At 69.8% G+C, this 24444-nt stretch carries 20 protein-coding genes; 8 read left to right on the top strand and 12 right to left on the bottom strand.

All coding sequences use genetic code 11. The features are described 5' to 3' along the window. Positions 1-180: 180 nt before the first annotated feature. From proC to recG, 6 genes are all read right to left on the bottom strand, one after another. Positions 181-1011, bottom strand: coding sequence for a pyrroline-5-carboxylate reductase (gene proC, locus ABD866_RS11280; RefSeq protein ID WP_345064808.1), 831 nt, complete (start codon positions 1009-1011; stop codon positions 181-183). A gap of 330 nt (positions 1012-1341) precedes the next feature. Further along, positions 1342-2202: a 4-hydroxybenzoate octaprenyltransferase gene (gene ubiA / locus ABD866_RS11285; protein ID WP_345064811.1), complete on the bottom strand. Its 861-nt coding sequence runs from the start codon at positions 2200-2202 to the stop codon at positions 1342-1344. Positions 2203-2331: 129 nt separating this feature from the next. Continuing rightward, entirely contained in the window at positions 2332-2979 is a 648-nt protein-coding gene (locus tag ABD866_RS11290; protein ID WP_345064814.1) for an SGNH/GDSL hydrolase family protein, read from the bottom strand. A gap of 27 nt (positions 2980-3006) precedes the next feature. Continuing rightward, positions 3007-3510, bottom strand: coding sequence for a Dps family protein (locus tag ABD866_RS11295; protein WP_345064817.1), 504 nt, complete (start codon positions 3508-3510; stop codon positions 3007-3009). 140 nt (positions 3511-3650) lie between these two features. Next, on the bottom strand, positions 3651-4616 hold the full coding sequence (locus tag ABD866_RS11300; RefSeq protein WP_345064821.1) for a LysR substrate-binding domain-containing protein: 966 nt from the start codon (positions 4614-4616) through the stop codon (positions 3651-3653). A gap of 41 nt (positions 4617-4657) precedes the next feature. Continuing rightward, positions 4658-6763, bottom strand: a complete 2106-nt coding sequence (gene recG, locus ABD866_RS11305; protein ID WP_345064824.1) for an ATP-dependent DNA helicase RecG — start codon at positions 6761-6763, stop codon at positions 4658-4660. Between the two features lie 236 nt (positions 6764-6999). Here recG and ABD866_RS11310 point away from each other — a divergent pair, with 236 nt between their 5' ends. The 5 genes from ABD866_RS11310 (at position 7000) to ABD866_RS11330 (ending at position 12236) form a co-directional block, all read left to right on the top strand. Continuing rightward, positions 7000-8286 (top strand): HD-GYP domain-containing protein, encoded by a 1287-nt coding sequence (locus ABD866_RS11310; RefSeq protein ID WP_345064827.1) that lies wholly within the window; start codon positions 7000-7002, stop codon positions 8284-8286. Next, positions 8283-9242: a 1-phosphofructokinase family hexose kinase gene (locus ABD866_RS11315; RefSeq protein ID WP_345064830.1), complete on the top strand. Its 960-nt coding sequence runs from the start codon at positions 8283-8285 to the stop codon at positions 9240-9242. The genes ABD866_RS11310 and ABD866_RS11315 overlap by 4 nt, the downstream gene beginning before the upstream one ends. 81 nt (positions 9243-9323) lie before the next feature. Continuing rightward, complete coding sequence (gene queA, locus ABD866_RS11320; protein WP_345064832.1) at positions 9324-10463, top strand: tRNA preQ1(34) S-adenosylmethionine ribosyltransferase-isomerase QueA; 1140 nt, start codon at positions 9324-9326, stop codon at positions 10461-10463. After that, a complete protein-coding gene (locus tag ABD866_RS11325; protein ID WP_345064835.1) occupies positions 10460-11752 on the top strand; it encodes a THUMP domain-containing class I SAM-dependent RNA methyltransferase in 1293 nt (430 codons plus the stop codon). Before queA ends, ABD866_RS11325 begins: the two co-directional genes overlap by 4 nt. Next, the gene (locus tag ABD866_RS11330; RefSeq protein ID WP_345064838.1) at positions 11742-12236 is read left to right on the top strand and encodes a PIN domain-containing protein; all 495 of its coding nucleotides are present in this window, start codon (positions 11742-11744) and stop codon (positions 12234-12236) included. Before ABD866_RS11325 ends, ABD866_RS11330 begins: the two co-directional genes overlap by 11 nt. A 15-nt stretch (positions 12237-12251) precedes the next feature. On the opposite strand, the gene ABD866_RS11335 is transcribed toward ABD866_RS11330, so the two are convergent. Then, positions 12252-13079, bottom strand: coding sequence for a BUD32 family EKC/KEOPS complex subunit (locus ABD866_RS11335; protein ID WP_345064841.1), 828 nt, complete (start codon positions 13077-13079; stop codon positions 12252-12254). 214 nt (positions 13080-13293) lie between these two features. On the opposite strand from ABD866_RS11335, the gene ABD866_RS11340 reads away from it, so the two are divergent. The 3 genes from ABD866_RS11340 (at position 13294) to ABD866_RS11350 (ending at position 15711) form a co-directional block, all read left to right on the top strand. Beyond that, positions 13294-14106: a YecA/YgfB family protein gene (locus tag ABD866_RS11340; RefSeq protein WP_345064844.1), complete on the top strand. Its 813-nt coding sequence runs from the start codon at positions 13294-13296 to the stop codon at positions 14104-14106. Between the two features lie 36 nt (positions 14107-14142). Then, complete coding sequence (locus tag ABD866_RS11345; protein ID WP_345064847.1) at positions 14143-14994, top strand: sterol desaturase family protein; 852 nt, start codon at positions 14143-14145, stop codon at positions 14992-14994. A gap of 153 nt (positions 14995-15147) precedes the next feature. Next, positions 15148-15711, top strand: a complete 564-nt coding sequence (locus ABD866_RS11350; protein WP_345064850.1) for an IPTL-CTERM sorting domain-containing protein — start codon at positions 15148-15150, stop codon at positions 15709-15711. Positions 15712-15741: 30 nt separating this feature from the next. Here the strand turns inward: ABD866_RS11350 and ABD866_RS11355 are convergent, their stop codons facing one another. The 5 genes from ABD866_RS11355 to ABD866_RS11375 all read right to left on the bottom strand — a co-directional run bounded on the left by ABD866_RS11355 (position 15742) and on the right by ABD866_RS11375 (position 24434). After that, positions 15742-16659: an alpha/beta fold hydrolase gene (locus tag ABD866_RS11355; RefSeq protein ID WP_345064853.1), complete on the bottom strand. Its 918-nt coding sequence runs from the start codon at positions 16657-16659 to the stop codon at positions 15742-15744. A gap of 31 nt (positions 16660-16690) precedes the next feature. Continuing rightward, positions 16691-17185, bottom strand: a complete 495-nt coding sequence (locus ABD866_RS11360; RefSeq protein ID WP_345064856.1) for a CinA family protein — start codon at positions 17183-17185, stop codon at positions 16691-16693. Positions 17186-17232: 47 nt separating this feature from the next. Next, positions 17233-17811 carry a phosphatidylglycerophosphatase A family protein gene (locus ABD866_RS11365; protein ID WP_425549584.1) on the bottom strand — a complete coding sequence of 193 codons (579 nt, stop codon included), beginning with the start codon at positions 17809-17811 and terminating at the stop codon, positions 17233-17235. Positions 17812-17982: 171 nt separating this feature from the next. Then, positions 17983-19641 (bottom strand): DUF4139 domain-containing protein, encoded by a 1659-nt coding sequence (locus tag ABD866_RS11370; protein ID WP_345064859.1) that lies wholly within the window; start codon positions 19639-19641, stop codon positions 17983-17985. Beyond that, positions 19638-24434, bottom strand: coding sequence for a response regulator (locus ABD866_RS11375; protein ID WP_345065041.1), 4797 nt, complete (start codon positions 24432-24434; stop codon positions 19638-19640). Before ABD866_RS11375 ends, ABD866_RS11370 begins: the two co-directional genes overlap by 4 nt. Positions 24435-24444 lie beyond the last annotated feature (10 nt).

Consider the following 24444-nt stretch of genomic DNA (forward strand, 5'->3'; position numbering starts at 1 on the left):
AAAAGAAAGTCACTGCGCCGCCGGGCGCACATCCCGGCTCCGGACCACAGCACAAGAACGGCGGCCAACTACCGCCAATCAACGAAAACGCTATGAAATTGATAGCCGCTCGTGCTTGATTAATAAGCACGAACAGCCCATTTGGCATCAAAACACATCCAGCGAGCGAACCACCCGGATTCAGCCCCCGAACTCGTTCCCCAGCTCCTCCGCCCGGTGGCGCGCCGCCTCCAGCGCACGCTCAAACGCCGCACCCACCCCGTCACGCTCCATCGACTGCAAGGCCGCATAGGTCGTGCCCCCCTTGGACGTGACGCGCTCGCGCAGCACGGCCGGAGGCTCTTCCGAGCGGCGGGCCAGCTCGGACGCGCCCACGAAGGTGCCCACCGCCAGCCGGTGCGCCTGCTCGGACGACAGACCCATGGCCGCGCCGGCCCGCTCCATGGCTTCGAGGAAATAAAACACATAGGCCGGGCCAGAGCCCGACAGCGCGGTCACCGCGTCGAGCTGCGACTCCTGCGCCACCCACAGCCAGTCGCCCGTGGGTGCCAGGATCTGCTCGATGCGCGAGCGCTCGGCCTCGGTCACCGCGGCCCGGGCGTACACGGCGGTCATGCCCTTACCCACCAGCGCGGGCGTGTTGGGCATGGAGCGCACCACGCGCTCGCTGCCCAGCCAGGCGGCAATGCTGTCCGAGCGGATACCGGCCGCCACGCTCAGGTGCAGCGCGCCCTGCGCGTGGGCGCGGGCCTGGGCGGCAGCGTCCTTGAAGGTCTGCGGCTTCACGGCCCACACCACGATCTCCGCCCGCGACAGCGCCGGCCCCGCCTCGGGCAACGCCGCCAGGCCATGGTGTTGCAACAGCGCCTCGCGCGTGGGCGCAAACGGCTCCACCACCTCGATCTGCGACGCTGGATGCCCCTGCCGGATCAGCCCCCCGATGATGGCGCTGGCCATGTTGCCGCCGCCGATGAAGGCAATGGTGGGAAGGGTGCTGGGAGCAAGGGTCATGGTGCAGTCCGGAACAAGTGGTCAACGCAGGCCTGCGATGGTAGCCGCGTTGGCCCCCATGGCGGAGCGACACCGCCCGGGCCGGCAAAGCCAGGCGCCCCGCAGCGCCCGGTTCGTCACGGTGGCTAAAACTGGCGAGGCCCCAAGCCAGGGCCGCCCAGCAAGGGCCGCCCCGCAGCGAGGGCTGCGCCCCCCTTCCCGAATGGCGCAGCCATTCGAGAGAAGGGGCTGAGGGTCGCAGCTCCGAGCCTGCCTGCGCAGGCTTGGACGTACCCGAAGAGCCTCCGCCTCTGGCGGTGGCACCGAGGCGCGCAGCGCCTCAGAGGGATGTCACCCCACCACCACCCCCGCAAACAACGTCGCCCCCAGCCAGTGGTTGATGCGAAAAGCCTGGAAGCACCCTTCTCGCGTGCGCCCCCAGATCAGCCGCGCATGCCAGGCCACCTGGGCCACGGCCACCGCCAGCGTGACCGCGCCCACCACAGGGTGCACCATGGGCGCCAGCGCCCAGGCCCACAGCAGCAGAAAGCCCGCGTAGAACGCCAGCACCGCCGCCACGTCCCAGCGGCCCAGCGTGATGGCCGAGGTGCGGATGCCGATGCGCAGGTCGTCGTCGCGGTCGACCATCGCGTATTCGGTGTCGTAGGCCAGCACCCACAGCAGGTTGCCCGCTACCAGCACCCAGGCCACGGGCGGCACCGTGCCCTGCACGGCGGCAAACGCCATGGGGATGCCAAAACTGAAGGCCACGCCCAGCACGGCCTGGGGCATGGCCACGGCGCGCTTGGCAAACGGGTAGAGCACCGTCACGCCCAGTGCCGCAAACGACCACAGCACCGTGGGCGCATTGGTGGTGAGCACCAGCGCAAAGGCCAGCAGCGCCAGCGCCGCACCGACGGCCAGGGCCTCGCGCACGCCCAGGGCGCCGCGCGTAACGGGCCGCTGCGCCGTGCGCTTGACGTGCTTGTCGAAGTCGCGGTCGGCCACGTCGTTCACGCAGCAACCGGCGCTGCGCATGAGGATGGTGCCCAGTGTGAACACTCCCAGCAGGTGCCAGCCCGGAAAGCCACCGGCTGCCACCCACAGCGCCGTGAGCGTGGGCCACAGCAGCAGCAGCCAGCCCGCGGGGCGGTCCCAGCGGATCAGGTCGAGGTAGAGCGCAAGGCGGGACGGCAGGACAGCGGCAGACATGGCAGGCGGCAGGCAAGCAAACGGACAGGCAGACAACGCGCGGGGTACGGCGGCACGGCCCGTGCGGGCGCCAATGTACCAGTGCGAGACTGCGAGCGCCGGTACGGGGCCACCCGCGGCGGGCGCGCCTCAGCCACGTGCTGCGAGCAACCCGGCCACCACGGGCGCGAGCGCCTGCGCCAGCCGGGCGTGCTGGTCGGCGTCCAGGTGCACGCCGTCGGTGCGACTGGCCTGCACCACCGTGCCCGCGTCAAAAAACGCGCAACCGTGCTGCCGGGCCACGGCCTGCTGCGCGGCTGCCAGGCCCAGGCAGCGCACATCGCCGCCCGCAAACTTCTCGGCTGCGGCACCGCAGGGCGTGCCCAGCGGCGGCGGGGCCACCACCAGCACGGGCGGCTGCGGCATGCCGGGCTCGATGGGGGCCTGGCGAATGGCCTGGAGCAACGCCCCCAGCCCCTGGGCCGAATGCCAGGCGGTGTTGGCATGGCTCGACTGGAAATCGTTGGTGCCCAGCATCAGCACCACCAGGGCCAGCGGCGAGCAGATTTCGATGCGCTGCGCCAGGCCTTGCAGGCCGTTGCGGCCGGGCTTGAAGGGGTCGTCCCACACGGTGCGGCGGCCGTTGAGGCAATCCTCGATCACCCGCGCGGCCGTACCCTGTGCGGCCAGCAGGCCTTCCAGCGCGCCGGGCCAGCGCTGGCCAAACGGCAGGCGCTCGCGCGTGCCCGGCACGATGCCCCAGGACAGCGAATCGCCATAGACCAGGATCTGCTGCATGGCGCGGCTCCGTGCAAAAGCAGGGGCTTACTCTTCGAGCAGCGAGCGCAGCATCCAGGCCGTCTGCTCGTGCACCGTCAGGCGCTGGGTCAGCAGGTCGGCCGTGGGCTCGTCACTGGCCTTATCGGCCAGCGGGAACAGGCTGCGCGCGGTGCGGGCCACGGCCTCGTGGCCTTCGACCAGGATGCGCACCATCTCCAGCGCCTTGGGCGGCTTGGAGGGTGCGTCCTTCACACTCGCGAGTTTGCCGAACTCGGCGTACGAGCCCGGGGCCACATGGCCGAGCGAGCGGATGCGCTCGGCAATCGGGTCCACCGCGTTCCACAGCTCGGTGTACTGGGCCATGAACATCGCATGCAGCGAGTTGAACATCGGTCCCGTCACGTTCCAGTGGAAGTTGTGCGTGGTCAGGTACAGCGTGTAAGTGTCGGCCAGCAGGCGCGACAGGCCCTGGGCAATGGCGGCGCGGTCTTTGTCGCTGATGCCGATCTGGATCGCGGGCGAGGCATGTTTGGTCGAGGCTTTGGCCATGGAAAGTGCTCCTGTGCAAGGCGGACGCGCAGGCCGTCCGCAAACCGGAACCCGCCACGGCGGCGGGGCTGCAGGCACTGTATCGCAAGCCCTGCGGTGTGCACCCCGTCCGTGGGGGTGGCCCCGTGCGCCGCGCGGGCTCAGGACAGCCGCGTCACGCCCGGCAGCTCGCAGGCGTAGATGGCATTGCGCAGCGCTGCGATCGCCTCGTAGCGCGTGAAGCTGCGGCGCCAGGCCAGCACCACCCGGCGCATGGGCGGCGGGCTGCCGTCGGCCTCTTGAATCGGCAGGTAGCGGATGTAATGTTCGTCGCTCTTGCGGCGGCGGGCCACCGGCGCCAGCGCATCGCGCGGCACCGACAGGCGCGGCACCAGCGTCACGCCCATGCCCGCAGCCACCATGTGCTTGATGGTCTCCAGCGACGAACCTTCAAAAGTCTTGCGGATGCCCTCGGCATTGCTTGCGTAACGCGCAAACTCCGGGCAGACCTCGAGCACATGGTCGCGGAAGCAATGGCCCGCGCCCAGCAGCAGCATGGTCTCGCTCTTGAGTTCAGCCGCCGTGATCGAATCCTGCGCTGCCAGCGCGTGGCTGCTGGGCACAGCGGCCATGAAGGGCTCGTCGTACAGCGGGGCCATGGCCAAGCCGGTGTCGGGGAAAGGCTCGGCGAGGATCGCGCAGTCGATCTCGCCGGTGCGCAGCATCTCCAGCAGCTTGACGGTGAAATTCTCCTGCAGCATCAGCGGCATCTGCGGCGTGCGCGCAATCGACTTGCGCACCAGCTCAGGCAGCAGGTACGGGCCGATGGTATAGATCACGCCCAGCGTGAGCGGGCCCGACAGCGGGTCTTTCCCGCGCTTGGCGATTTCCTTGATGGCGGCGGCCTGCTCCAGCACGCTCTGGGCCTGCCGCACGATCTGCTCGCCCAGCGGCGTCACCGTGACCTCGCCCGCGCTGCGCTCGAAGATCTTGACGTCCAGCTCCTCTTCGAGCTTCTTGATGGCCACCGACAACGTAGGCTGCGAGACAAAGCAGGCATCGGCCGCATGGCCAAAGTGCTTCTCTCGCGCCACAGCAACGATGTATTTGAGTTCGGTAAGGGTCATGGCAGGGCTCCAGCCCCCCGATTGTGCAACGTCGTACGGGTTCAGGCCTTGAGGTAATCGGCCTTGCCCCCGAGCCACCGGGCCACATGGCGCTCTGCCAGGGCCGGATGCCGGTCCAGCAGCACCGGGGCGGCCTCGCGCGCCCAGTCGAGCAGCAGGGTATCGGTCTGCAGGTCTGCAAAGCGCAGCAAGGGCGCGCCCGACTGGCGCGCCCCCAGAAACTCGCCCGGCCCGCGGATCTCAAGGTCGCGTCGCGCAATCTCGAAACCGTCGCTGGTCTCGGCCATGGCACGCAGGCGCTCTTTGGCGGTTTCGCCCACGCGGCCACTTTCGTTGGGCGCATACAGCAGCACGCAGGCCGATGCCGCCGCGCCCCGGCCCACGCGTCCGCGCAACTGGTGCAGCTGCGACAGCCCGAAGCGCTCAGCGTGCTCGATGACCATCAGCGAGGCGTTGGGCACGTCCACGCCCACTTCGATCACAGTGGTGCTGACCAGCACGCCCATCGCGCCAGAGGTGAAGAGCTCCATCACCGCGCGCTTCTCGGCCACCGGCATGCGTGAGTGCAGCAGGCCGACCAGCACGCCGGGCAGGGCCTCGCTGAGTTCGGCATGCGTGGCGGTGGCGTTGGAGAGGTCCAGCGCCTCGCTTTCCTCAATCAGCGGACACACCCAGTACACCTGCCGACCCGCGGCGACCTGCGCGGCAATCCGGGCCACGACCTCGTCTTTGCGGCTGTCGGCGATCAGCTTGGTCACCACGGGCGTGCGGCCTGGGGGCAGCTCGTCGATGGTCGACACGTCCAGGTCGGCGTAGTAGCTCATGGCCAGGGTGCGCGGAATGGGCGTGGCGCTCATCATCAAAAGATGGGGTTCGAGCTGCGAGGCCGCCAGCTTTTTCCGCAGCGCCAGACGCTGTGCCACGCCAAAGCGGTGCTGCTCGTCGATCACCGCCAGGCCCAGGCGGGCAAAACGCACCTGCTCCTGGATGACGGCGTGCGTGCCCACCACCAGCGCGGCCTCGCCGCTTTCCACCAGGGCGAGCATGGAAGCCCGCTCTTTTTTCTTCTGTGCGCCCGCCAGCCAGGCCACGCGCAGCCCACGCGGTGCGAGCAGTGGCTCCAACCAGCCCACGAGCTTGCCAAAGTGCTGCTCGGCCAGGATTTCGGTGGGTGCCATGAGCGCGCACTGCCAGCCAGCGTCGATGGCCACCAGCGCCGAAAGCGCGGCCACCACGGTCTTGCCCGAACCCACGTCGCCCTGTAGCAGACGGTGCATGGGCACGCCGCGGGCCAGGTCGGCCGCGATCTCGGCGCACACGCGCTCTTGCGCGCCCGTCAGGCCGAACGGCAGAGCGGCGCGCAGCAGGGTGGGCAGATCGCCCCCTTCTGCCGCTGTCTGGATCGCCAGCACCGGCGCGCGCAAGTGGTCTCGTGCGCGCTTGGACTGCAGTTGCGAAATCTGCTGGGCCAGCAGTTCCTCGGCCTTCAGGCGCTGCCAGGCCGGGTGGCTGTGGTCTTCGAGGGTGGCCAGCGGCACATCGGGCGGCGGGTGGTGCAGAAACTGCAGTGCCTCGCGCAGCGTCATGGCGCTGCGCCCAGGCTGCCACAGGCCCGGCCCCAGGGGCAGCGGAGGCAGATCGGGGGCCACCGTCTCCGGCAGATCGACGCGCTGCAGCGCCGTGACGATGGCGCGCCGCAGGTAGGCCTGTGGCAGGCCGTTGACCGTGGGGTACACGGGTGTGAGGGCGCGCGGGAGTTCTCCACTGGCCGCGCGAAACGCCGGGTGCAGCATCTGCCGCCCCCAGAAACCGCCGCGTACCTCGCCCCGAAAGCGCAGCCGCGCGCCCACCGCCAGGGTCTTGAGATGGGAGGGATAAAAGCTGAAAAAACGCAGCTCACAGGTGCCTGTGCCGTCGTCCACCTGTACCAGCAACTGGCGGCGTGGGCGCAACTGCACCTCGCTTGTGGTGACGGTGGCCTCGATCTGCACGGTGCTGCCGTCGCGCGCCTGCGCCAGCGGGGTGATGCGGGTTTCGTCTTCGTAGCGCAGCGGCAGGTGCAGTGCCAGGTCGATGTCGCGCACCAGGCCCATCTTGATCAGGGCCTTGCGGGCGGGTGACTGGGCAGCGGGGGCGGCAGAGGGCATGTGGACAAAAGCGGCCTATCGGGGCAATCCCCCGGGCGAACAGGCCAAAGTGTGCCGATTCCACCCTGGAGGGAAGGGACATAGAGGCCCTTGAGGGCCAACAATGCCCATTCGCCGAGCCATCGGAGAAGGAACTGAGCCCCGTTGGGATTGCCATGGGCGACCGCCCCCAAAAGGGCTACCATGGTAACCATTCGTTGCCGGCAGACAGGCCGGACAGAGACCGACTAGCAGCCATGCTCAAGAGAATTCGCATCGAACACCTGACGCTGGGCATGTACTTGCACGAATTTTGTGGTTCGTGGATGGAGCACCCCTTCTGGCGCGCCAAGTTCGTGCTCAAGGATCCCAAGGACCTGGCCCGCATCCAGGCCACAGCCATCCATGAGGTATGGATCGACACCTCCAAGGGGCTGGACGTGGCAGACGGCGTGTCGTCCATGTCGCGCGAAGAAGTGGACGCCCAGATTGACACCGACTTCAGCCGACTGGAGGAACTCCCGCCCCTGGTGGTGGCGCCCCCGCCCCCACCGCCTCCGCCCGCCCCACGCCGAGGACGTGCACCGGCCTCCATGCAGAGCGAACTGGCGGCCGCCGCCTCGATCTGCGTCGAATCCAAGGACGTGGTCATCTCCATGTTCAGCGAAGCGCGCATGGGCAAGGCGATTGACTCGGTGGGCGCGCAGAACCTGGTGACCGAAATCTCCGACTCCGTCACACGCAACCCAGGAGCGCTGATCAGCCTGGCGCGCCTCAAAACGGCCGACGACTACACCTACATGCACTCCGTAGCGGTGTGCGCGCTGATGGTGGCCCTGGCCAAGCAGATTGGTCTGAACGAGGAGCACACCCGCGTCGCCGGCATGGCCGGCCTGCTGCACGACCTGGGCAAGGCGGCCATTCCGCTGGCCGTGCTCAACAAACCGGGCAAACTGACCGACCAGGAGTTCGTCGTGGTCAAAAGCCACCCGGTGCACGGCTACGAAATGCTGCGAGAGGGCGGCGGCGTGGACGACAGCGTGCTCGACGCCGTGCTGCACCACCACGAAAAAGTGGACGGCTCGGGCTACCCAGACAAGCTCAAGGGCGACCAGATCAGCCTGATCGCCAAGATGGCCGCCATCTGCGACGTGTACGACGCCATCACCTCCGACCGGCCGTACAAGCGTGGCTGGGATCCGTCCGAGTCGCTGCGCCGCATGGCTGAGTGGACCAACGACCATTTCGACCAGCGGCTGTTCCAGGCGTTCGTCAAGAGCATTGGCATCTACCCTGTGGGTTCGCTCGTGCGGCTGGCCTCGGGCCGCATCGGTGTGGTCACCGAGCAGGGCAGCAAATCCCTGACCACCCCGAAGGTCAAGGTGTTCTTTTCCACCAAGTCGGACCTGCGGATTCCGCCCGAGGTGGTGGACCTTGCCGACCCGAACACCAACGAGAAGATCGTCGCCCGGGAAGACCCCGACAAGTGGCGCTTTCCGGACCTCAACGAGCTGTGGTCGGGCTTTGCGGAGCGGCCCTGGTGAACGGGCTGCGCTGCATCACCGTCACCCCCAATCCGGCACTGGACCTGAGCACGCGCACGCCGCGCGTGGAGCCCGCCCACAAGCTGCGCTGCGAAGAGGCCTTGCGCCATCCGGGGGGCGGCGGCATCAACGTGGCGCGGGTGCTGCACCGCTTCGGCATGCCGGTACAGGCCTGGGCCCTGCTGGCTGGGCCTGCGGGCGCGCAGGTGGAGCAACTGCTCGTCCGCGAGGGCCTGTCGCTGCGCAGCTTTCCCATCGAAGGGGATACGCGCCAAAGCCTCTCCGTCATTGACGACAGCACCGGGGCCGAATACCGGTTCGTGCTGCCAGGCCCGGAGGTGAGCGCTGCCCAGTGGCAAGGCCTGCTCGGTGTGCTGACGCCCGCCGATCCGCACGGAGCGGAACGTCCGTGGGTGGTGGCCAGCGGCAGCCTGCCGCCGGGACTTACGGCACAGGCGTACGCACAGCTGGCGCAGCGCGCACGCGCCCAGGGTTGGCGCGTGGCGCTCGACAGTTCCGGCGCTGCACTCACCGAAGCCCTGACCGCAGGCGTGGACCTGGTCAAACCGAGCCTGCGCGAATTGCGCCAGGCCACCGGCATGCCACTGGCCACGCTGGCAGAACAAGCACAGGCTGCCCGTGCGCTGATCGCGCACGGACAGACCCGGGCTGTGGCGCTGTCGCTGGGCGAGGCCGGCGCCCTGCTGGCCACGCCCCAGGGCTGCTGGCAGCAAGACGCCGTGCCGGTGGCCGCAGGCCAGGGCAGCACCGGCGCGGGCGACAGCTTCCTCGCGGGTCTGCTCTGGGCCTGGGAGCAAGGACAGACAGACGCGCAGGCCCTGGGCTGGGCCAGCGCCTGCGGCGCGGCGGCGGTCATGGCTGCCGGCACTGGCCTGGCCACGCCGGCCGTGGCGCACGCGCTGCACGCTCAGTGCCCTCCGGTGCGCACGCTCTAGGGCGCGCACCAGGGGCACGGCCATGGGACAATCGCGCCCCTGTTCCATTCTTGGCACGGGCCCGTCCGGCCCTCAAGCACCATGACCGATGTCTCCCTGGCCCCTGCGGCCCGACCCTACACCCTCAGCGACTTCGACTTCGATCTGCCCGAAGCCCTGATCGCCCAGCACCCCACCCCTGAACGCAGCGCCTCACGCCTGCTCGATGGCCGCGAGAGCCAGCCGGCCGACCGCATTTTTCGCGACCTGCCCGGACTGCTGCAGCCTGGCGATCTGCTCGTGTTCAACGACACGCAGGTCATCAAGGCGCGCGTGTTTGGCGAGAAAGCCAGCGGCGGCAAGCTGGAACTGCTGATCGAACGCGTGCTGGGCGGCCAGGAGGTCGTGGCCCACATGAAGGTCAGCAAAAAACCCGCGATCGGCAGCACCGTGCTGATGGCAGGCGGGCGGACGCGAGGCGGTTTCGACGCCACGCTGCTGTCGCGCTGGCCCGACGCAGACGGCCCGCTGTTCCGCTTTCGCCTGCAGGGCCCGGGCAGCGAGACGCCCTACGACCTGATGGAGCGCCACGGCCACTTGCCGCTGCCGCCCTACATCGAACGCCAACAGTCCACGGGCGAAGACCCGGACGCCGCCGAAGACGCCGAGCGCTACCAGACCGTGTTTGCCGCCAAGCCCGGCGCTGTGGCCGCGCCTACGGCCGCGCTGCACTTTGACGAAGCCGTGCTGGCCGCACTGGCCGCGCGTGGCGTAGAACGTGCCAGCGTCACGCTGCACGTGGGCGCGGGCACATTCCAGCCGGTCAAGACCGAAAACATCGCCGAGCACCAGATGCACAGCGAGTGGTACCAGATCCCGCCCGAGACCCTGGCCGCGCTCGAACGCTGCCGCCAGCGCGGCGGGCGGGTGGTGGCCGTGGGCACCACGACCATTCGTACCCTCGAATCCTGGGCGCAAACTGGCAAGACGACAGGCGACACGAACATCTTCATCACGCCCGGCTTCCGCTTTGCCGTGGCCGACCTGCTGATCACCAACTTCCACCTGCCCAAGAGCACGCTCATGATGCTGGTCAGCGCGTTTGCAGGCTATGCGCACATCATGGGCCTGTACCGGCATGCGGTGCAGCAGCGCTACCGCTTTTTCAGCTACGGCGACTCGATGCTGCTCGCGCGCGCGCGCCAAGCCGCCCCCACATTGCCCACCGAAGGTTCCCCATGAACGCCCTGACCCTGTTCCTGCCCTGCGCCGCAGGCGTCGAAACATATCTGGCCGACGAGGTGCACCGCCTCACGGGCCTGACCGGCGAAGACCTGCTCGTGGGCCGCGCGGGGGTGCTGCTGCGCGCCAGCTGGCGGCAGGCACTGCAGCTCAACCTGCACAGCCGGCTGGCGCAGCGCGTGCTGGTGCAACTGGCCGAGCAGCCCTACCGCAGCGAACAGGACCTGTACGCCATCGCGTCCGAGGTGGCCTGGGAGATCTGGTTCACGCCGCGCCAAAGCTTCAAGGTCGAGGTCACGGCCCAACACAGCCCGCTCAAGAGCCTGAACTTTGCGGGCCTGCGCATCAAGGACGCGGTGGCCGACCGCTTCCGCGCGCGCGGCGGCGTGCGGCCCAACGTCAACACCCAGTGGCCCGACGTGCGCGTGCACCTGCACCTGACCCACGACACCGCTACGGTGTACATCGACACCTCGGGCGAAGCGCTGTTCAAGCGCGGCTGGCGCGAGGACAAGGGCGACGCCCCCCTCAAGGAAACCCTGGCCGCGGCCATGATCGCCGCCACCGGCTGGGACCCGCTGGCCGAAGAGCCCCTGCCGCTGTACGACCCCTGCTGCGGCAGCGGCACCATCGTGGTGGAGGCCGCGCAGATGGCCTGCCGCATCGCCCCCGGCCTGCAGCGCCGCTTTGCGTTTGAAACGCTCCTGCCCTTCCAGCCCCATGTGTGGCAGCAGCTGCGCAGCGAGGCCCAGGCCGAGGCACAGCCCTCGCGCGCGGCCATCTTCGGCAGCGATGTGTCGCACCGCATGGTGGACTTTGCGCGGCGCAATGCCGAGCGGGCTGGCGTGGCCGACGCCATACAACTGCGCGGCGGCGACGCGCTGCAGCGCATGCCGCCCTGTGACACCCCCGGGCTGATGCTGCTCAACCCGCCCTATGGCGAGCGCATTGCCGCTGCGGGCTCGGCCGGGCGCAATGCGGCCGAACGCGCTGCTGCGCGCGCCAGCGGCCAGGCCGTGGGCCGCGAGCAGGCCGAAGGCGACGAAGACGGCACCTTCTTTGCACAGCTGGCCAGCCACTGGAAGAAGCACTACCCGGGCTGGACGGCCTGGATGCTCACGCCTGACCTGAAGCTGCCCGGCCGCATGCGCCTGAAGGAGTCGCGCCGCGTGCCGATGTGGAACGGCCCGATCGAATGCCGGATGTTCCGCTTCGACATGGTGCGCGGCACCGCCCGCCCGCAGCGCAGTGAAGGCGCGGCACCAACGGCAACGGGCCATGGCGGCTAAGGCCCCGCGCCTGGTGCACACCGTGGTGGCCGATGCGCCGCCGCGTGTGCTGGTGCTGGACACCAACATCGCGCTCGACGCGCTGGTGTTTGCCGACCCGGGTGTCGCCGCGCTGCCTGCGCTGCTGGCCAGTGGCCGCCTGCGCTGGATCGGCACCGAGGCCATGCGGGCCGAACTGGCGCGCGTGCTCGGCTATCCCCAGATCGTGCCGCGGCTGGCCTACTATCGGCTGGACGCCCCAGAGGTGCTCGCGCGCTGGGACGCGCAGGTGCAGCGCGTGGCCGCTGCACCGCGCATCGCGTTTGTGTGCAAGGACGCGGACGACCAGCACTTCCTCGACCTCGCAGCCGCGCACGGCGCGTTGCTGCTGAGCAAAGACAAGGCCGTGCTGTGCATGCGCAAGCGCCTGCAGCGCATGGGCGCTGACATTGCCACGGCCGTGCAGGCAGACGTGGTGGAGGCGACGGCCCCCGCGGCCACCTGACGCACCGCGGCCTGCTCAGCCCAAATGGGCCGCGGCCAGCAGGTCGTAGGCCGCGCGCAGACGCAGCGCGTCGCGGCCCCAGCGGCGGTCGGCCGGCAGACGGCGCGCCCAGCGCAGGCGATCCACCGTCTGCGCAAGCCATGCAGCCACGGCCGGGTCACCAGCCTGCACATGGGCACGCCAACGCGCGGCCGCTGCCTCGGCGCAGCCGGCTTCGCGCAGCAGCAGCGCGGTGGAATGCGCATAGCACAGCAGGTCGCGCGCCTGACACACGGACAGCGGCAGCACGGCCTGTGGGTCGTCTTCAAAGTCGATGAAGCCCACCACCCCGTCGGGGCCGCGTACCATGTTGCGTGCAAAGCCCTGGCTCAGGCAAGTGCCTGCTGCGTGCACCTGGGCCAGCGCCTGCAGGCCCAGCGCCCACAGGGCGAGCATCTGCGCCGGGTCGGTGGCACCGGCGCGCTCGATCTCCTCGGCCAGAGACGGCGTATGGTCGCCCCCCGCGCCCAGATCGCGCATCAAGAAACCATGTTCCACCACTGCCAGCACCTCGGGCACGCGCAGGCCGCGTGCGCGCAGGTCTTGCAGTCGGCGCGCCTCGGTGGCAATCGCCGCGCTGCCGCCCGGATTGGGCACCGGGGCCAGCACCGGCAGGCGCAGCAGGCGCGCCACCACCGCGAGCACGCGCCCACGCGCACGGCCCAGCGCAGGGCCCGCGCGCTTGACCCACACCCGCGCATCGCCCACAGCGTGGCGCTGCACGTTGTGCGGCTGCTGGGCCAACTGGCTCTGCAAAAACGCCCTGGTGGCCGGGCTGCCGGCCTGCAGTTCGGGCGCACTCATGCCGCAGCCCCCACACCGGGCACCGGGTATGCAAGAAAAGACAAAGGCACTGAAGAAGGCACGAACAAGCTCACGGTTGACCAGGGGGCGCGGCTACACTGGCGGCCTCGCGCGGGCGCGCGGGCCTGCACCACCGCCGTGCCTGCCTGCGCCATCGGCCCGCATCATAAAGACGGCGCGGCCCCTTGCGGCCCCGCCACCCCAGAGCCGCCCCATGACCGACACCTCCGCCGCACCACCCGCCCTCACCGCTGACGAGCTCGAAGAGCTTGACCTGCTGCTGGATGACCTGCGCACGCGCGGCGAAGAGATCCCGCAGTGGGAGTTCTGCGACGGCGCGCTGGCCGCCCTGGTGTGCTGCCGCCGCCCGATTCCGGTGGCCGAATACCTGCCCATGCTGCTGGGCGATGGTGCGACGCTGGACGTGGCCCCGGGCGAGCCCCTGCCGCTGCTGCCGGCCTTCCGCGATGCCGCGCAGCAGGAACGTTTTCTGGCGCTGTGGCAGCGCCGCTGGGCCGAGGTGGAGCACCAGCTCGACACCGACGTACAGACGCTGGAAGACGAGCGCACCTACCAGCCCGAGGCCATGGACATGCGCGGTGCCGTGGCGAGCCTTCCGCCCGAGGAGCGCGCGGCCATGGACGGCCAGGACATCCCCTCGTTCGGCCAGGTCTGGGCGCTGGGCTTCATGTTCGTGGTCGAGAACTGGGAAGAGGAATGGGCGGCCCCGCGCGACAAGGAGGCCGCCGGTTGGGTGGACGAAGCGCTGGAGCGCATCGTGGCCCTGACCGAAGACGACACCGGCAAGCCCGAAGTCTGCATGTACAGCGAGGACGGCCCCCCCAGCACCAGCCAGGCCCGTGTCGAGGCCTTTGGCGAAGCCATCTGGGCCGTGTACGACCTGCGCCAGGTCTGGAAGAGCCTGGGCCCGCGTGTGGCCGCCGTGCGCAAGGCCCCTGAGCCGGGCCGCAACGACCCCTGCCCCTGCGGCAGCGGCAAGAAGTACAAGAAGTGCCACGGGGCCTAAGCGTCCATCACCGCCTGCCGACATAGAGGAGCACACATGCTCGAATGGATGGCCCAACACGCGGCGCTGTGGCCCGCCGCACTGCTGCTGGTGTGGGGCGGCCTGCTGGCGCTGGCCGAAGCGCGCTGGCCCCGGCGGCCCGGTACGGCCCAGGTGCGTACGCGCTGGCCGGTCAACCTGGGGCTGTACGCGGCCGGGGCAGCCGTGCTGGCCAGCGGCCTGCTGCAGCCGCTGGAACAGGCGGCGCTGCAACTCGGATCGCGCCTGGGCGCCCACGGCATTGCCGGGCTGCCCTGGCCTGACACCGCCAAGATCGCGCTCGGCGTGCTGGCCATCGATGCCGTGCAGTACCTGCTGCACCGGCTTTCGCACGCCGTGCCGCTGCTGTGGCGGCTGCACCAGGTGCACCATGCCGATATCGCCATGGACGTGAGCACCAGCGTGCGCCACCACCCGCTGGAAGTGGCCGTGCTGCTGCTGCTCACCCTGGTGGCCTGTGCGGCACTGGGCGTGCCGGTGGTGTCGCTGCTGCTGTATCTGGCGCTGCAGGTCACGCACACCGTGTTTTGCCATGCCAACCTGGCGCTGCCCCCACGGCTGGATGCGGCGCTGCGCTGGATCTTCGTCACGCCCGACATGCACCGCATCCACCACTCACGCATCGAGGCCGAGGGCCAGCGCAATTTCGGCATGGTGCTTCCCTGGTGGGACTGGTTGCTGCGCAGCTACCAGGCGCAGCCACGCACGCCGCACGAGCGCATGGGCCTGGGGCTGGACGATGCCGACCCCACGCGCGACCTCGGCTGGTGGGGATCGCTCGCGCTGCCTCTGAAGCGGCTTGGCTCAGCGGCGGACACCGCCCGTGCGCCCAAGCACAAACCCGACTGAAGGCCAAGCAACAGCCCGTGGCCGCGCAGGGTTGCAACGCATGCGAACGTTGCATGGCGCGGCGGGTACAGACAAAGCCCGCATCCCTTGGTACAAACCGCGTCCATTCAACAGGCGCTCAGCCGAAGCGCCGCTGTGTACCAGGGAGTTTTCATGCACCGTTTTCGTGGCCCACTGATCCGTGCGGCCTTTGTCCTGTCCGCGCTAGCAGCAGCCCCCGCTGCGCACGCAGGGGTGGTCTTCACTTTCAGCAAGTCGTTTGCAGACGCGACGATTCCGCTCAACGGCTCCACCGCGCTGACCTTCAACATCCAGCGCTTGGGCCCCGGCGGCGCCAACAACATCAACTTCACCGACCCCCTGCCCGCCGGGCTGGTGGTGTCCACGCCCAACGGGCTGGCAGGCGACTGTGGGGTCGGCAGCGCCGTGACGGCGGTGGCGGGCAGCGGCAGCATTGCGCTGGCGGGCGGTACGCTGGCAGCGGGCGCCAACTGCAGCTTCAGCGTGAATGTGACAGGCACCACCGCGGGCGCCAAAAACAACACCACCAGTGTGCTCAACAGCAGTTCAGGCAGCGCAGCCGCTGCCACCGCCACGCTCACCGTGCTGCCAGGTGCTGGCGGCACCACGGCCGTGCCCACGCTCAGCGAATGGGCGCTGATCCTGCTGGGGGCGGCGCTGGGCGCATCGGCTCTGCGCCGCGTGCGCAAGGGTTGAGGGGCTGCGACCGCTGCGCCAGCGCTCGGATCAGCCGCTGAAAAATGCTGCCAGCGCCTGCGCCGTCTCGGCCGGGCGCTCTTCGGGAATGAAGTGCCCCGCGGGCACGGCCTGTCCCGTCACGGTGCCTGCACACTGCGCCTGCCACAGCGCCAGCGGCTCGAACAGGCGGTGCACCACGCCGTTGGCTCCCCACAGCACGAGCATGTCGCAGGCCACCCGGTGGCCGCGGGCGCGGCTGTCGCGGTCGTGCTCCAGGTCGATGCCGGCGCTTGCGCGGTAGTCCTCGCAGGCGGTGTGGATGGCTTCGGGGCGCGCAAAGCAGCGCTCGTATTCGGCCAGGGCCGCAGGCTCGATGTGGGCCAGCCCCCTGGTGCCCCAGCCGCCGAGCTTGGCATGCAGGTACTCGCGCCAGCAGCCTTCGATCATGCGCTCGGGCAGCGGTGCGGGCTGGATCAGGTGGAACCAGTGGTAGTAGGCGCGCGCAAACGCCATGTCGGTGCGTGCGTACATGTCGAGCGTGGGAGCGATGTCAAGCACGCAGAGCTTGCGCACCCGCGCTGCGTGGTCCAGCGCTAGGCGGTGCGCGACGCGGCCGCCACGGTCGTGGCCACACACAAAGAAACGTTCGATGCCCAGGGTGCTCATCACATCGGCCAGGTCCTGGGCCATGGCGCGCTTGCTGTGCGCCGCGTGGTCGCCGCCGCCCGGAGCCAGCGACGAATCGCCGTAGCCGCGCAGGTCGGGCATCACGAGGAAGAAACGGTCGGCCAAGGCCAGCGCCATGCGCCGCCACAGCACATGCGTTTGCGGGAACCCATGCACCAGCAGCACCGCGGGGCGCTGAGCGTTGCCCAGCGTGCGCACGAACAGGCGTGAGCCCTGGGTGTCGATATGACGGGCGGTGAAGGCCTCGAAGCCTTCAGGCGCGGGGGTGGCAGTCGTCATGGGAATTTCCAGGTATCCCCCGCCGCAGGCCTTAGGCCGCGGCGAGCAAGGCGTGCAGGCGGGCAAGCGCATGGCGCACCGTCGCGGCGCGCACGGCCGCGCGGTCACCGGCAAAGTGCTGGCATTCGCTGTGGGTGCGGCCCCGCACATGCCAGGCCAGCCATACCGTGCCCACGGGCTTGGCGGGCGTGCCGCCCGTGGGGCCGGCCACGCCGGTCACCGCCAGGCTGGCCTGCGCGGCCGAACGGGCCACCGCGCCTTCGGCCATGGCACGGGCCACAGGCTCGCTCACGGCGCCGTGCGCGTCGATGAGCGCGGCGGGCACGCCCAGCATGTCGGACTTGGCGGCGTTGGAGTACGTGACGAAGCCGCGGTCGAACCACTGGCTGGAGCCCGAACGATCGGTACAAGCCGCGGCAATCAGGCCACCGGTGCAGCTCTCGGCCGTGGCCAGCAACAGGCCCTGCGCCAGCAGGGTCTCAGAAATCGGCACCAAATCGGGCTCCAACCCAGCAAAGTCAAGCACAAGCAGCTCCTATTTCAATAGCACACCATGCCCATTCAGCGAGGCTCTCAGCCCATGAAGCGCCACACCGCGAGCACCAGCAGGGTACAAAACGCGGCCACGAGGTCGTCCCACAGAATGCCCCAGCCACCGCGCCAGCCCAGACCCTTGAAGCAGGCGTCGGCCCAGGCCACCGGGCCGGGTTTGACGGCGTCGAAAAAGCGGAACAGCGCAAACGCGGCGAGCTGGCCCCAGCCGCCCATGGGCATGGCCAGCCAGAGCACGATCCAGAACGCCACGACTTCGTCCCACACGATGCTGCCCGGATCGGCCATACCCAAGTGGCGTGCCGTGAGCGTGCAGGCCCACCAGCCCAGCGGCAGCGCGACCGCGATGGCCAGCCCCAGCCCCCAGGCCCCAAGGCCATACCACAGCAGCAAGCCCGACAGCCAGGCCCACAGCGTGCCCACGGTGCCCGGGGCCACGCGCGACAGGCCCGCGCCGAAGCCCAGCGCAATCCAGTGCGCGGGGTGGGCGAGCATGAAGCCCACGCTGGCGCGCCGCGGTGCGGCAGGCGGGGTGCCGCGCGGCGGCGGCAGGGTGGAGGCCACAGGTTCGGCCAGCGGATCAGGGGCGTGCGGGGTCATGCAAAGCGGCGGGCAGACAGCGCCCGGGCGGCCACATGCCGCACGGGGCGGCCCTGATTGTCGGGCCAATCGACGCGGCGCGCAGCCGCCGGGGCACCCGGGCTGGCATCGGCCTCCAAGCAGTAGCGGCCACACGGCGCGGGCCGCAGCGGCTGCGCACGACAACGAGGCTCAGGGCTTTTCGACCACCGCCAGGTCGCGCGGATAGCGCACCCAGTGCTCGGCGCTGAAGCTGGCCGTGGTGCCGGGGGCCAGTTCCTGTCGCCAGGCCACCAGGCCGGGCTGGCGGTTCCAGGCGGCATCGACCACCGGGGGCTGGTAGCGCGACTCGATCTCGATGCGCTCGTGGCGCGACAGCGGTGCGGCATGCAGCACCTGCAGCGTCACCGGGCTGCGGTGGCGGCTTTCGATGCGGTAGTCGCGGCGCAGGCGGCGCTCGGTGCGCGTGCCACCAAAACCGGCGGTTGCCGTCTGGTCCTGCGGAGTGTCGGCCTGCACCACCAGCAGCTCGTCCCGGCCAAAGGACAGCGCCCAGGGGCTGGCCGCGCCATCCAGCCGGCCCGTGCCCGCCTGGCTGCCGTCGCGCAGCAGCGTGACGCTCGCACTGGGCCAGACGCCGGGGGGCGTGGGCAGTTCGGCCACCACGTACGCCACCGGCTCCACCGCCGGGGCCACGCGGCTGAGCACGGTGGCGGGCAGGGTCACGGTCTCCAGGGTGAGGGCGACTTTTTCGCTGCCCGAGGGCACGGTGATGCGCTGCGGCACGCTGAACTCGGTGGCAAAGCGGCCCTCGGTCACGGTCACATCAAAGCTTGGGGGCGGGGCTTCGGCTGCGCGTGCCAGCATCACCGGAGCGGGTGCCGGCATTGCCAGGTTTGCGGCCGCAGCGGCAGGTGTGGGCGGCGGCGGGGGCGGCGCCACATCCCAGGTGCTGCTGCGCGGCAGGCGGCCCTGCGTGGCGCGCAGCGACTGGCCGGTGGAAAGCACCAGCGGCACCTGGACCCAGTCTTCGCCGCTGGCTTGCGCCACCAGGGCCTGGCGCTCCATCGTGACGGTGCGGCGCGCCGTGTCGAGGCTGGCGCGGTAGGTGGGCTGCCAGCCCGGGCCGCGCAGGGTGTAGGCCAGGCGCAGATCGCCGTCGCGCTCGGCCGCTACGCGCAGGGTGACCGTGGTCACGCGCGAGCGCTGCTGCGCCGTGCGGTCGCGCTCGGCCTGCAAGGGACGCAGCGACTGCTCCAGCGCCTGCAGGCGGCGCTCGATCTGGTGGCTGCGCGTCTGGGCCTCCAGCGTGGCGCGGCGCAGCGCGTCGGCCGTGGCTCCGATCTGGCCAGGCGCCGGTACCGGGCCGACTCCGCCAGCGGCGGAGGCCGACGCGGGCTGCGCAGGCAAGCCGGCCACGCTGCGCAGGTAGCCCTGGGCCACCTGCTCGGCCATGGCCTCGGCGCGTACCTGGGCGATCTGGTCTTCCAGCGCGCGAATGCGGCCGTCGAGCGCACTGGCGCAGCTGGGCTGGGCCTCGCGCTCCTCGGTGCGCACCTGCAACTCGCCCCAGCGGATGCCCGCATCGGCATCGACCTGCAGGGTTTGCGCGTCGATGCCCGCAGGCAGACAGGTGAGCGTGAGGCTGCGCGCGCCCGTGGCCACGCGCACCGTGCGCTCGACCACGGCACTGCCCGCATACACCGTGACGCGGCTGAGGCGCGAAGCGTGCGGACCCTCGGCCGCGGGCACGGTCTGCGCGGTCGCCAGGCCTGCCAGCAGGCCGGTACAGGCGCCCAGCAGCAGAACGTTGCGGGCGATCTGCCGACCGGGATGGATGGAACATGTCATGCGAAATCTCCAGGGGAGCGGGCCTGTGCCAGGGGCGGGGGAGCGGGGGGCGGCAGCACCAGCCCGGTGGCTGCCAGGCCCTGGTGCATCAGACGATGGGCCTCGTCAAAGTCGTACGCACGTGCGGCGGTGAGCACATCGGTCAGCGCCACACCCAGCACCTGCGCCCAGGCATCGGCCTCGCGCTCCAGGTCGCCCACACTGGCGAAATCGCCAATGCGCAGACGCTCGAGCATGGCCAGGCAGCGATCCGGCGAGGGCACAGCCACGCCCGTGGCAGCAGGCGCCCCACCCGAGGCCCCGGAGAGCGCCGCCTGCACGCCTGCGACCAGGGCCTGCAGGGGCGTGGCCAGGCGCTCCAACAGCGGCGCGATGGCCGCCATATCGGCACCCGCCAGCAGCGCCTGCTCCAGCGCCGCCGCATCGCCCTGCACGCCCGCCGCCCCCACCTGGCCCGCCACGCCCTTGAGCGAATGGGCCAGGCGCACCGCAGTGTCGCGGTCGGCCTGTTGCAGCGCCGCACGCACGGCCTCCACCGCCCCGGACTGGCTGTGCGCAAAGCGTTGCAGCAGCGAGCGGTACAGCGCATCGCGCCCCAAGGCACGGCGAAGGCCCGCCGCAGCATCCAGCCCGGGTACGGCCTGCAACTGCGCGAGCAGGGCTTGCGCATCGGCGCTGGGCTCGGGCGAGGCTGGCCCTGGTGCGTGCGGCGCCGTGGCATGCCGCGCCGGAATCCAGCGCAGCAGCGCACGCGCCAGCACATCGGGATCAATGGGCTTGGGCACGTGGTCGTTCATGCCTGCGTCCAGGCAGCGGCGACGGTCGCTGTCCATGGCATTGGCCGTCATCGCGATGATGGGCAGATCGCTCCACCGGGCCTGCTTGCGGATCTCGCGCGTGGCCGTGAAGCCGTCCATCACCGGCATTTGCAGGTCCATGAGCACTGCGTCGTAGATGCTGTGTTCAAGACGCTGCAGCGCCTGTGCGCCATCGGCCGCAAGGTCCACGGCCAGGCCTTCGGCGGCCAGCAGTTCGCAGGCCACCTCCTGGTTGAGCAGGTTGTCTTCCACCAGCAGCACCCGGGCGCCTGCAATGCGGTCCAGCCCCATGCCCTGCGCCGCCCCCGGGGCTGGCGCACTGGCCCGTACGCTGGCCGGGCGGCTTGAGCCCAGCGCCTGCATGGCCGCATCGAACAGATGCGAGGCCGCCACAGGCTTGGTGAGCACCTGCGCCACGCCACACTGGCGCGCCTCGCGCAACAGGTCTTCGCGCTCCTGGCCCGTGACCATCACGATCTGCGGCCGGTGCGTCAGGGGCAAGGCCTGCAGCGCGCGCGCGGTTGCAATGCCATCAGGCGCTGGCATCTGCCAGTCCAGAAAGACCAGTTCAAAGGGTTCCCCCGCCTCTTGTGCACGCCGCACGGCATCGATGGCCTCGGTACCAGACGCCGCCTGGGCGACCACGAAGGTCATGCTGCGCAACTGATCGGCCAGCACGTCGCGGGCCGCCGCGTGGTCGTCGACCACCAGCACATGGCGGCCGCGCAGATCCGGCTCGGGCAGGTGGGGCACGGCGGCTTGCGAGCCCCGGGCCACGCGCACCGTGAACCAAAAGCGCGAACCTACCCCCGGCGTGCTCTCGACCCCCACGTCCCCCCCCATGAGCTGCGCCAGGCTCTTGCTGATGGCCAGGCCCAGTCCGGTGCCACCGTACTTGCGCGTGGTCGAGGTGTCGGCCTGCTCAAAGCTGCGGAACAGCCGCTGCTGGTGCTCGGCGTCGATACCGATGCCGGTGTCCTGCACCTCCAGGCGCAACAGCAGCTCGTCGCCCTGGGCCATCACGAGCCGCACACGCAGGGCGATCTCACCCTGCTCGGTGAACTTCACGGCGTTGTTCACGTAGTTGAGCAGCACCTGACTGATGCGCAGTGGATCACCCACCAGCTGCAAGGGCACATCGGCACCGGTGTCCACAATGAACTCCAGCCCCTTGGCCAGCACCTTGTCCATCACGAAGGTGCCCACCTGGTGCAACAAGTCCTCGAGGTTGAACTCCACGCGCTCGACCGAGAGCTTGCCCGCCTCGATCTTCGAGAAGTCCAGGATGTCGTTGATCAGCCCCAGCAGGTGCTGGCTGGAGCCGCGGATCTTGTGCAGGTAGTCCTGCTGCTTGTCCGACAGGGGTGTTTTGGCCAGCAGATGCGACATGCCCACGATCGAGTTCATGGGCGTGCGAATCTCGTGGCTCATGTTGGCCAGAAAGTCGGCCTTGGAACGGGCCGCGTCCTCGGCCAGCTTGCGGGCGCGCTTGAGCTCGTCCATCACGGCGTGTTCAATGCTGATGTCGTCCACCATGACCACCCGGCCACGGCTCAGATCACCCGCGTCCAGCGCGCGGACCGACAGACGCACCCAGAACGTGCTGTCGTCGCGACGGCGTGCCAGCTGCTCCATCGAGAAGGTTTCGCCGTGGGCCAGACGCTGCTCGATGCTCTCGGTCTCATGGCGCCATGCCGACTCTTCTGCGTACAGCATCTGCACCGGCTGGCCGTGCAGCGCCCCCCGTTCGTAGCCCAGCATCTCTTCCAGCCGACGGTTGCATTGCAGAACGCGCCCGTCCTGTTCCAGCAGGATGCCCAGGCTGGCGGCATCCAGAATCGCCTGCTGCTGGGCATTGGCCCGCTGCAGTTGCTCGGTGGCGGTGCGCTCAGCGGTCACGTCCACAATCACCCCTGCAAGCCCCCGCGAGGGATCTTGGCGGTCCATCACCTGAGCGGACATATGGCCCCAGAAGCGCGATCCGTCGCGGCGCACCAGCTCGCGCACCCCCTCAAAGTACCCGGTCTCGGCGAGCGCCCGGGACAGCGCTGCGCCCACGTCGCTGTAGGCGTCTTCATCGGGGTACCACAGGCGTGTCTGCTGGCCCTGCATCTCGCCTGGCCCATAGCCGAACAGAGTCTCCAGCGCACGGTTGCAGCGCAGGATGGTGCGGCCCTTGACGAACACGAGACCCACCGTGGCCGCATCGAACAGGGCCTGTTGCTCGGCGTTGGCTTCCTTCAGGGTCTGGGCCATGGCAGCCAGCGCGGCAGTGCGCTCGGCCACCGTGGCCTCCAGGCTCTGCTGGTGCGCCGCCAGCGCCCGCTCCGCACGCTTTTGTGCGGTGATGTCGTCCCATACCACATGCAGCACCACACGGCCGTCCTGCTGCAGCGCCGTCAGCAGCACACGGGCCGTGAACAGGGAGCCATCGTCACGGCGGTGCTCCCATTCGAAGGCATGGGCACCGCGCTCGATGGCCAGGTGCATCATGCGCAGCCCCTTGGCCAAGGACGACTCGCCGTCGGGCTGATGGGCTGGCGACATCTCGATGAGCGAGCGCCCCAGCAGTTGATCGGCATCCTGAAGGTGCAGCAAACCAAGCGAGGCAGCGTTGACCGCGATGACCTTGCGATCGGCCACGAGCACGCTGGGCTGGTGCGTGAGTTCAAACAGGTTGCGGAACTGGGCCTCGCTCTGCTGCAAGCGTTCTTCGGCCGCACGGCGCTGCAGCATGCCCGCCATGCGCTCGGCCACGGCATCGATGAGCTCACGCTCTTCGTGCAGGAACGGGCCGTCGTCCTGCACCGGCGATGCAAAGCGGTAGGCCACCGTCACGCGGCCGCGCACGGTACTACCCACGCGAATGTCGGCACTGAGCTGGGCCACGGCGCCCTGCAGGCTGCCCGTTTCGGCCCCGACGCCATCGATCTCGACCCGGGCCACGGCCATGTCAGGGTGCAACCAGCCCATGGGCAGAAGCCGCGCCACCTGCTCCAGCACGTCGGCCATGGGGCGCGAAAGATCCTCGCTTGCACGGAACACGGCATACAGGCAGCGCTGCTCTTTCACGCGTTCGCGCAGCACGGTCTGGGCCTGCATCAGGTCGGCGGTGCGCCGCTGCACCTCACTGCGCATGGAGCGCACCCAGATCACAAGCAGCAGCACCAGCGTGGCCAGCACGCCCCCCGCAATGCCCAGGTGGCGCAGGACAGCAGGCTGCTCGGGCTGCGGCACGGGGGCGCCGAGCCAGCGGTTCTCGATGCGCCGCCGCTCGGCCAGACCCACCCGCGCCCAACCCTCCGTCACGCGGGCAAAGGTGGCGCGATCACCGCGGCGCACAGCCCAGTGCCCTGTGGCGGAATAGAGCGGCGGTGTATGGCGAAACGACTCGGACGCCCCGAGGCGCCCCAGGTGGTAGTTGGCCTGCACCGTATGGGCACAAAACACCCGCACCTCCTGCCGGACGGCGGCCTCCACCATCTCGCCGTAGCTGCGGTAGGTTTGGATGCTTGGGATACCAGCCGCCAGCAGATGGGTTTGGCAGGCATCGCCCGCCCCCACACCCACCACGTAGCCCCGTGCCGTGGCCGCATCCACAATGCCAGCGATGCTTGCATCGTGGTACAGGGCCACGTCGAGTTGCATGTACGGCTCGGAAAATTCGTAGCGGCGGCGGCGCTCCTCGGTGACCGTGATGCCGTCGATCACATCGGCCTGTCCTGCATCCAGCTGGGCCAGCGCATCGGCCCATGCCGTGGCCACAAACTGCACCGGCTGGCCGGTGCGTTGGCTCCACAGCGTCCACAAGTCCACATACAAGCCGCGCAGAACGCCATCGCCGTCCCGAAAAGCCAGCGGCGGGAACTGATCGTTCAGAGCCACCCGCAACGCAGGCCCTGCCGGCACAGAGGCCGGGGAGGCCAACGCGTCGGCCGGGCTCGGCACGGACTCGGTGGCCCGCACGGGCAGCACCAGCAACAGA

The sequence above is a fragment of the Acidovorax lacteus genome (assembly GCF_039540375.1).
In the GTDB taxonomy this organism is placed as follows: Bacteria; Pseudomonadota; Gammaproteobacteria; order Burkholderiales; family Burkholderiaceae_C; genus Acidovorax_G; species Acidovorax_G lacteus.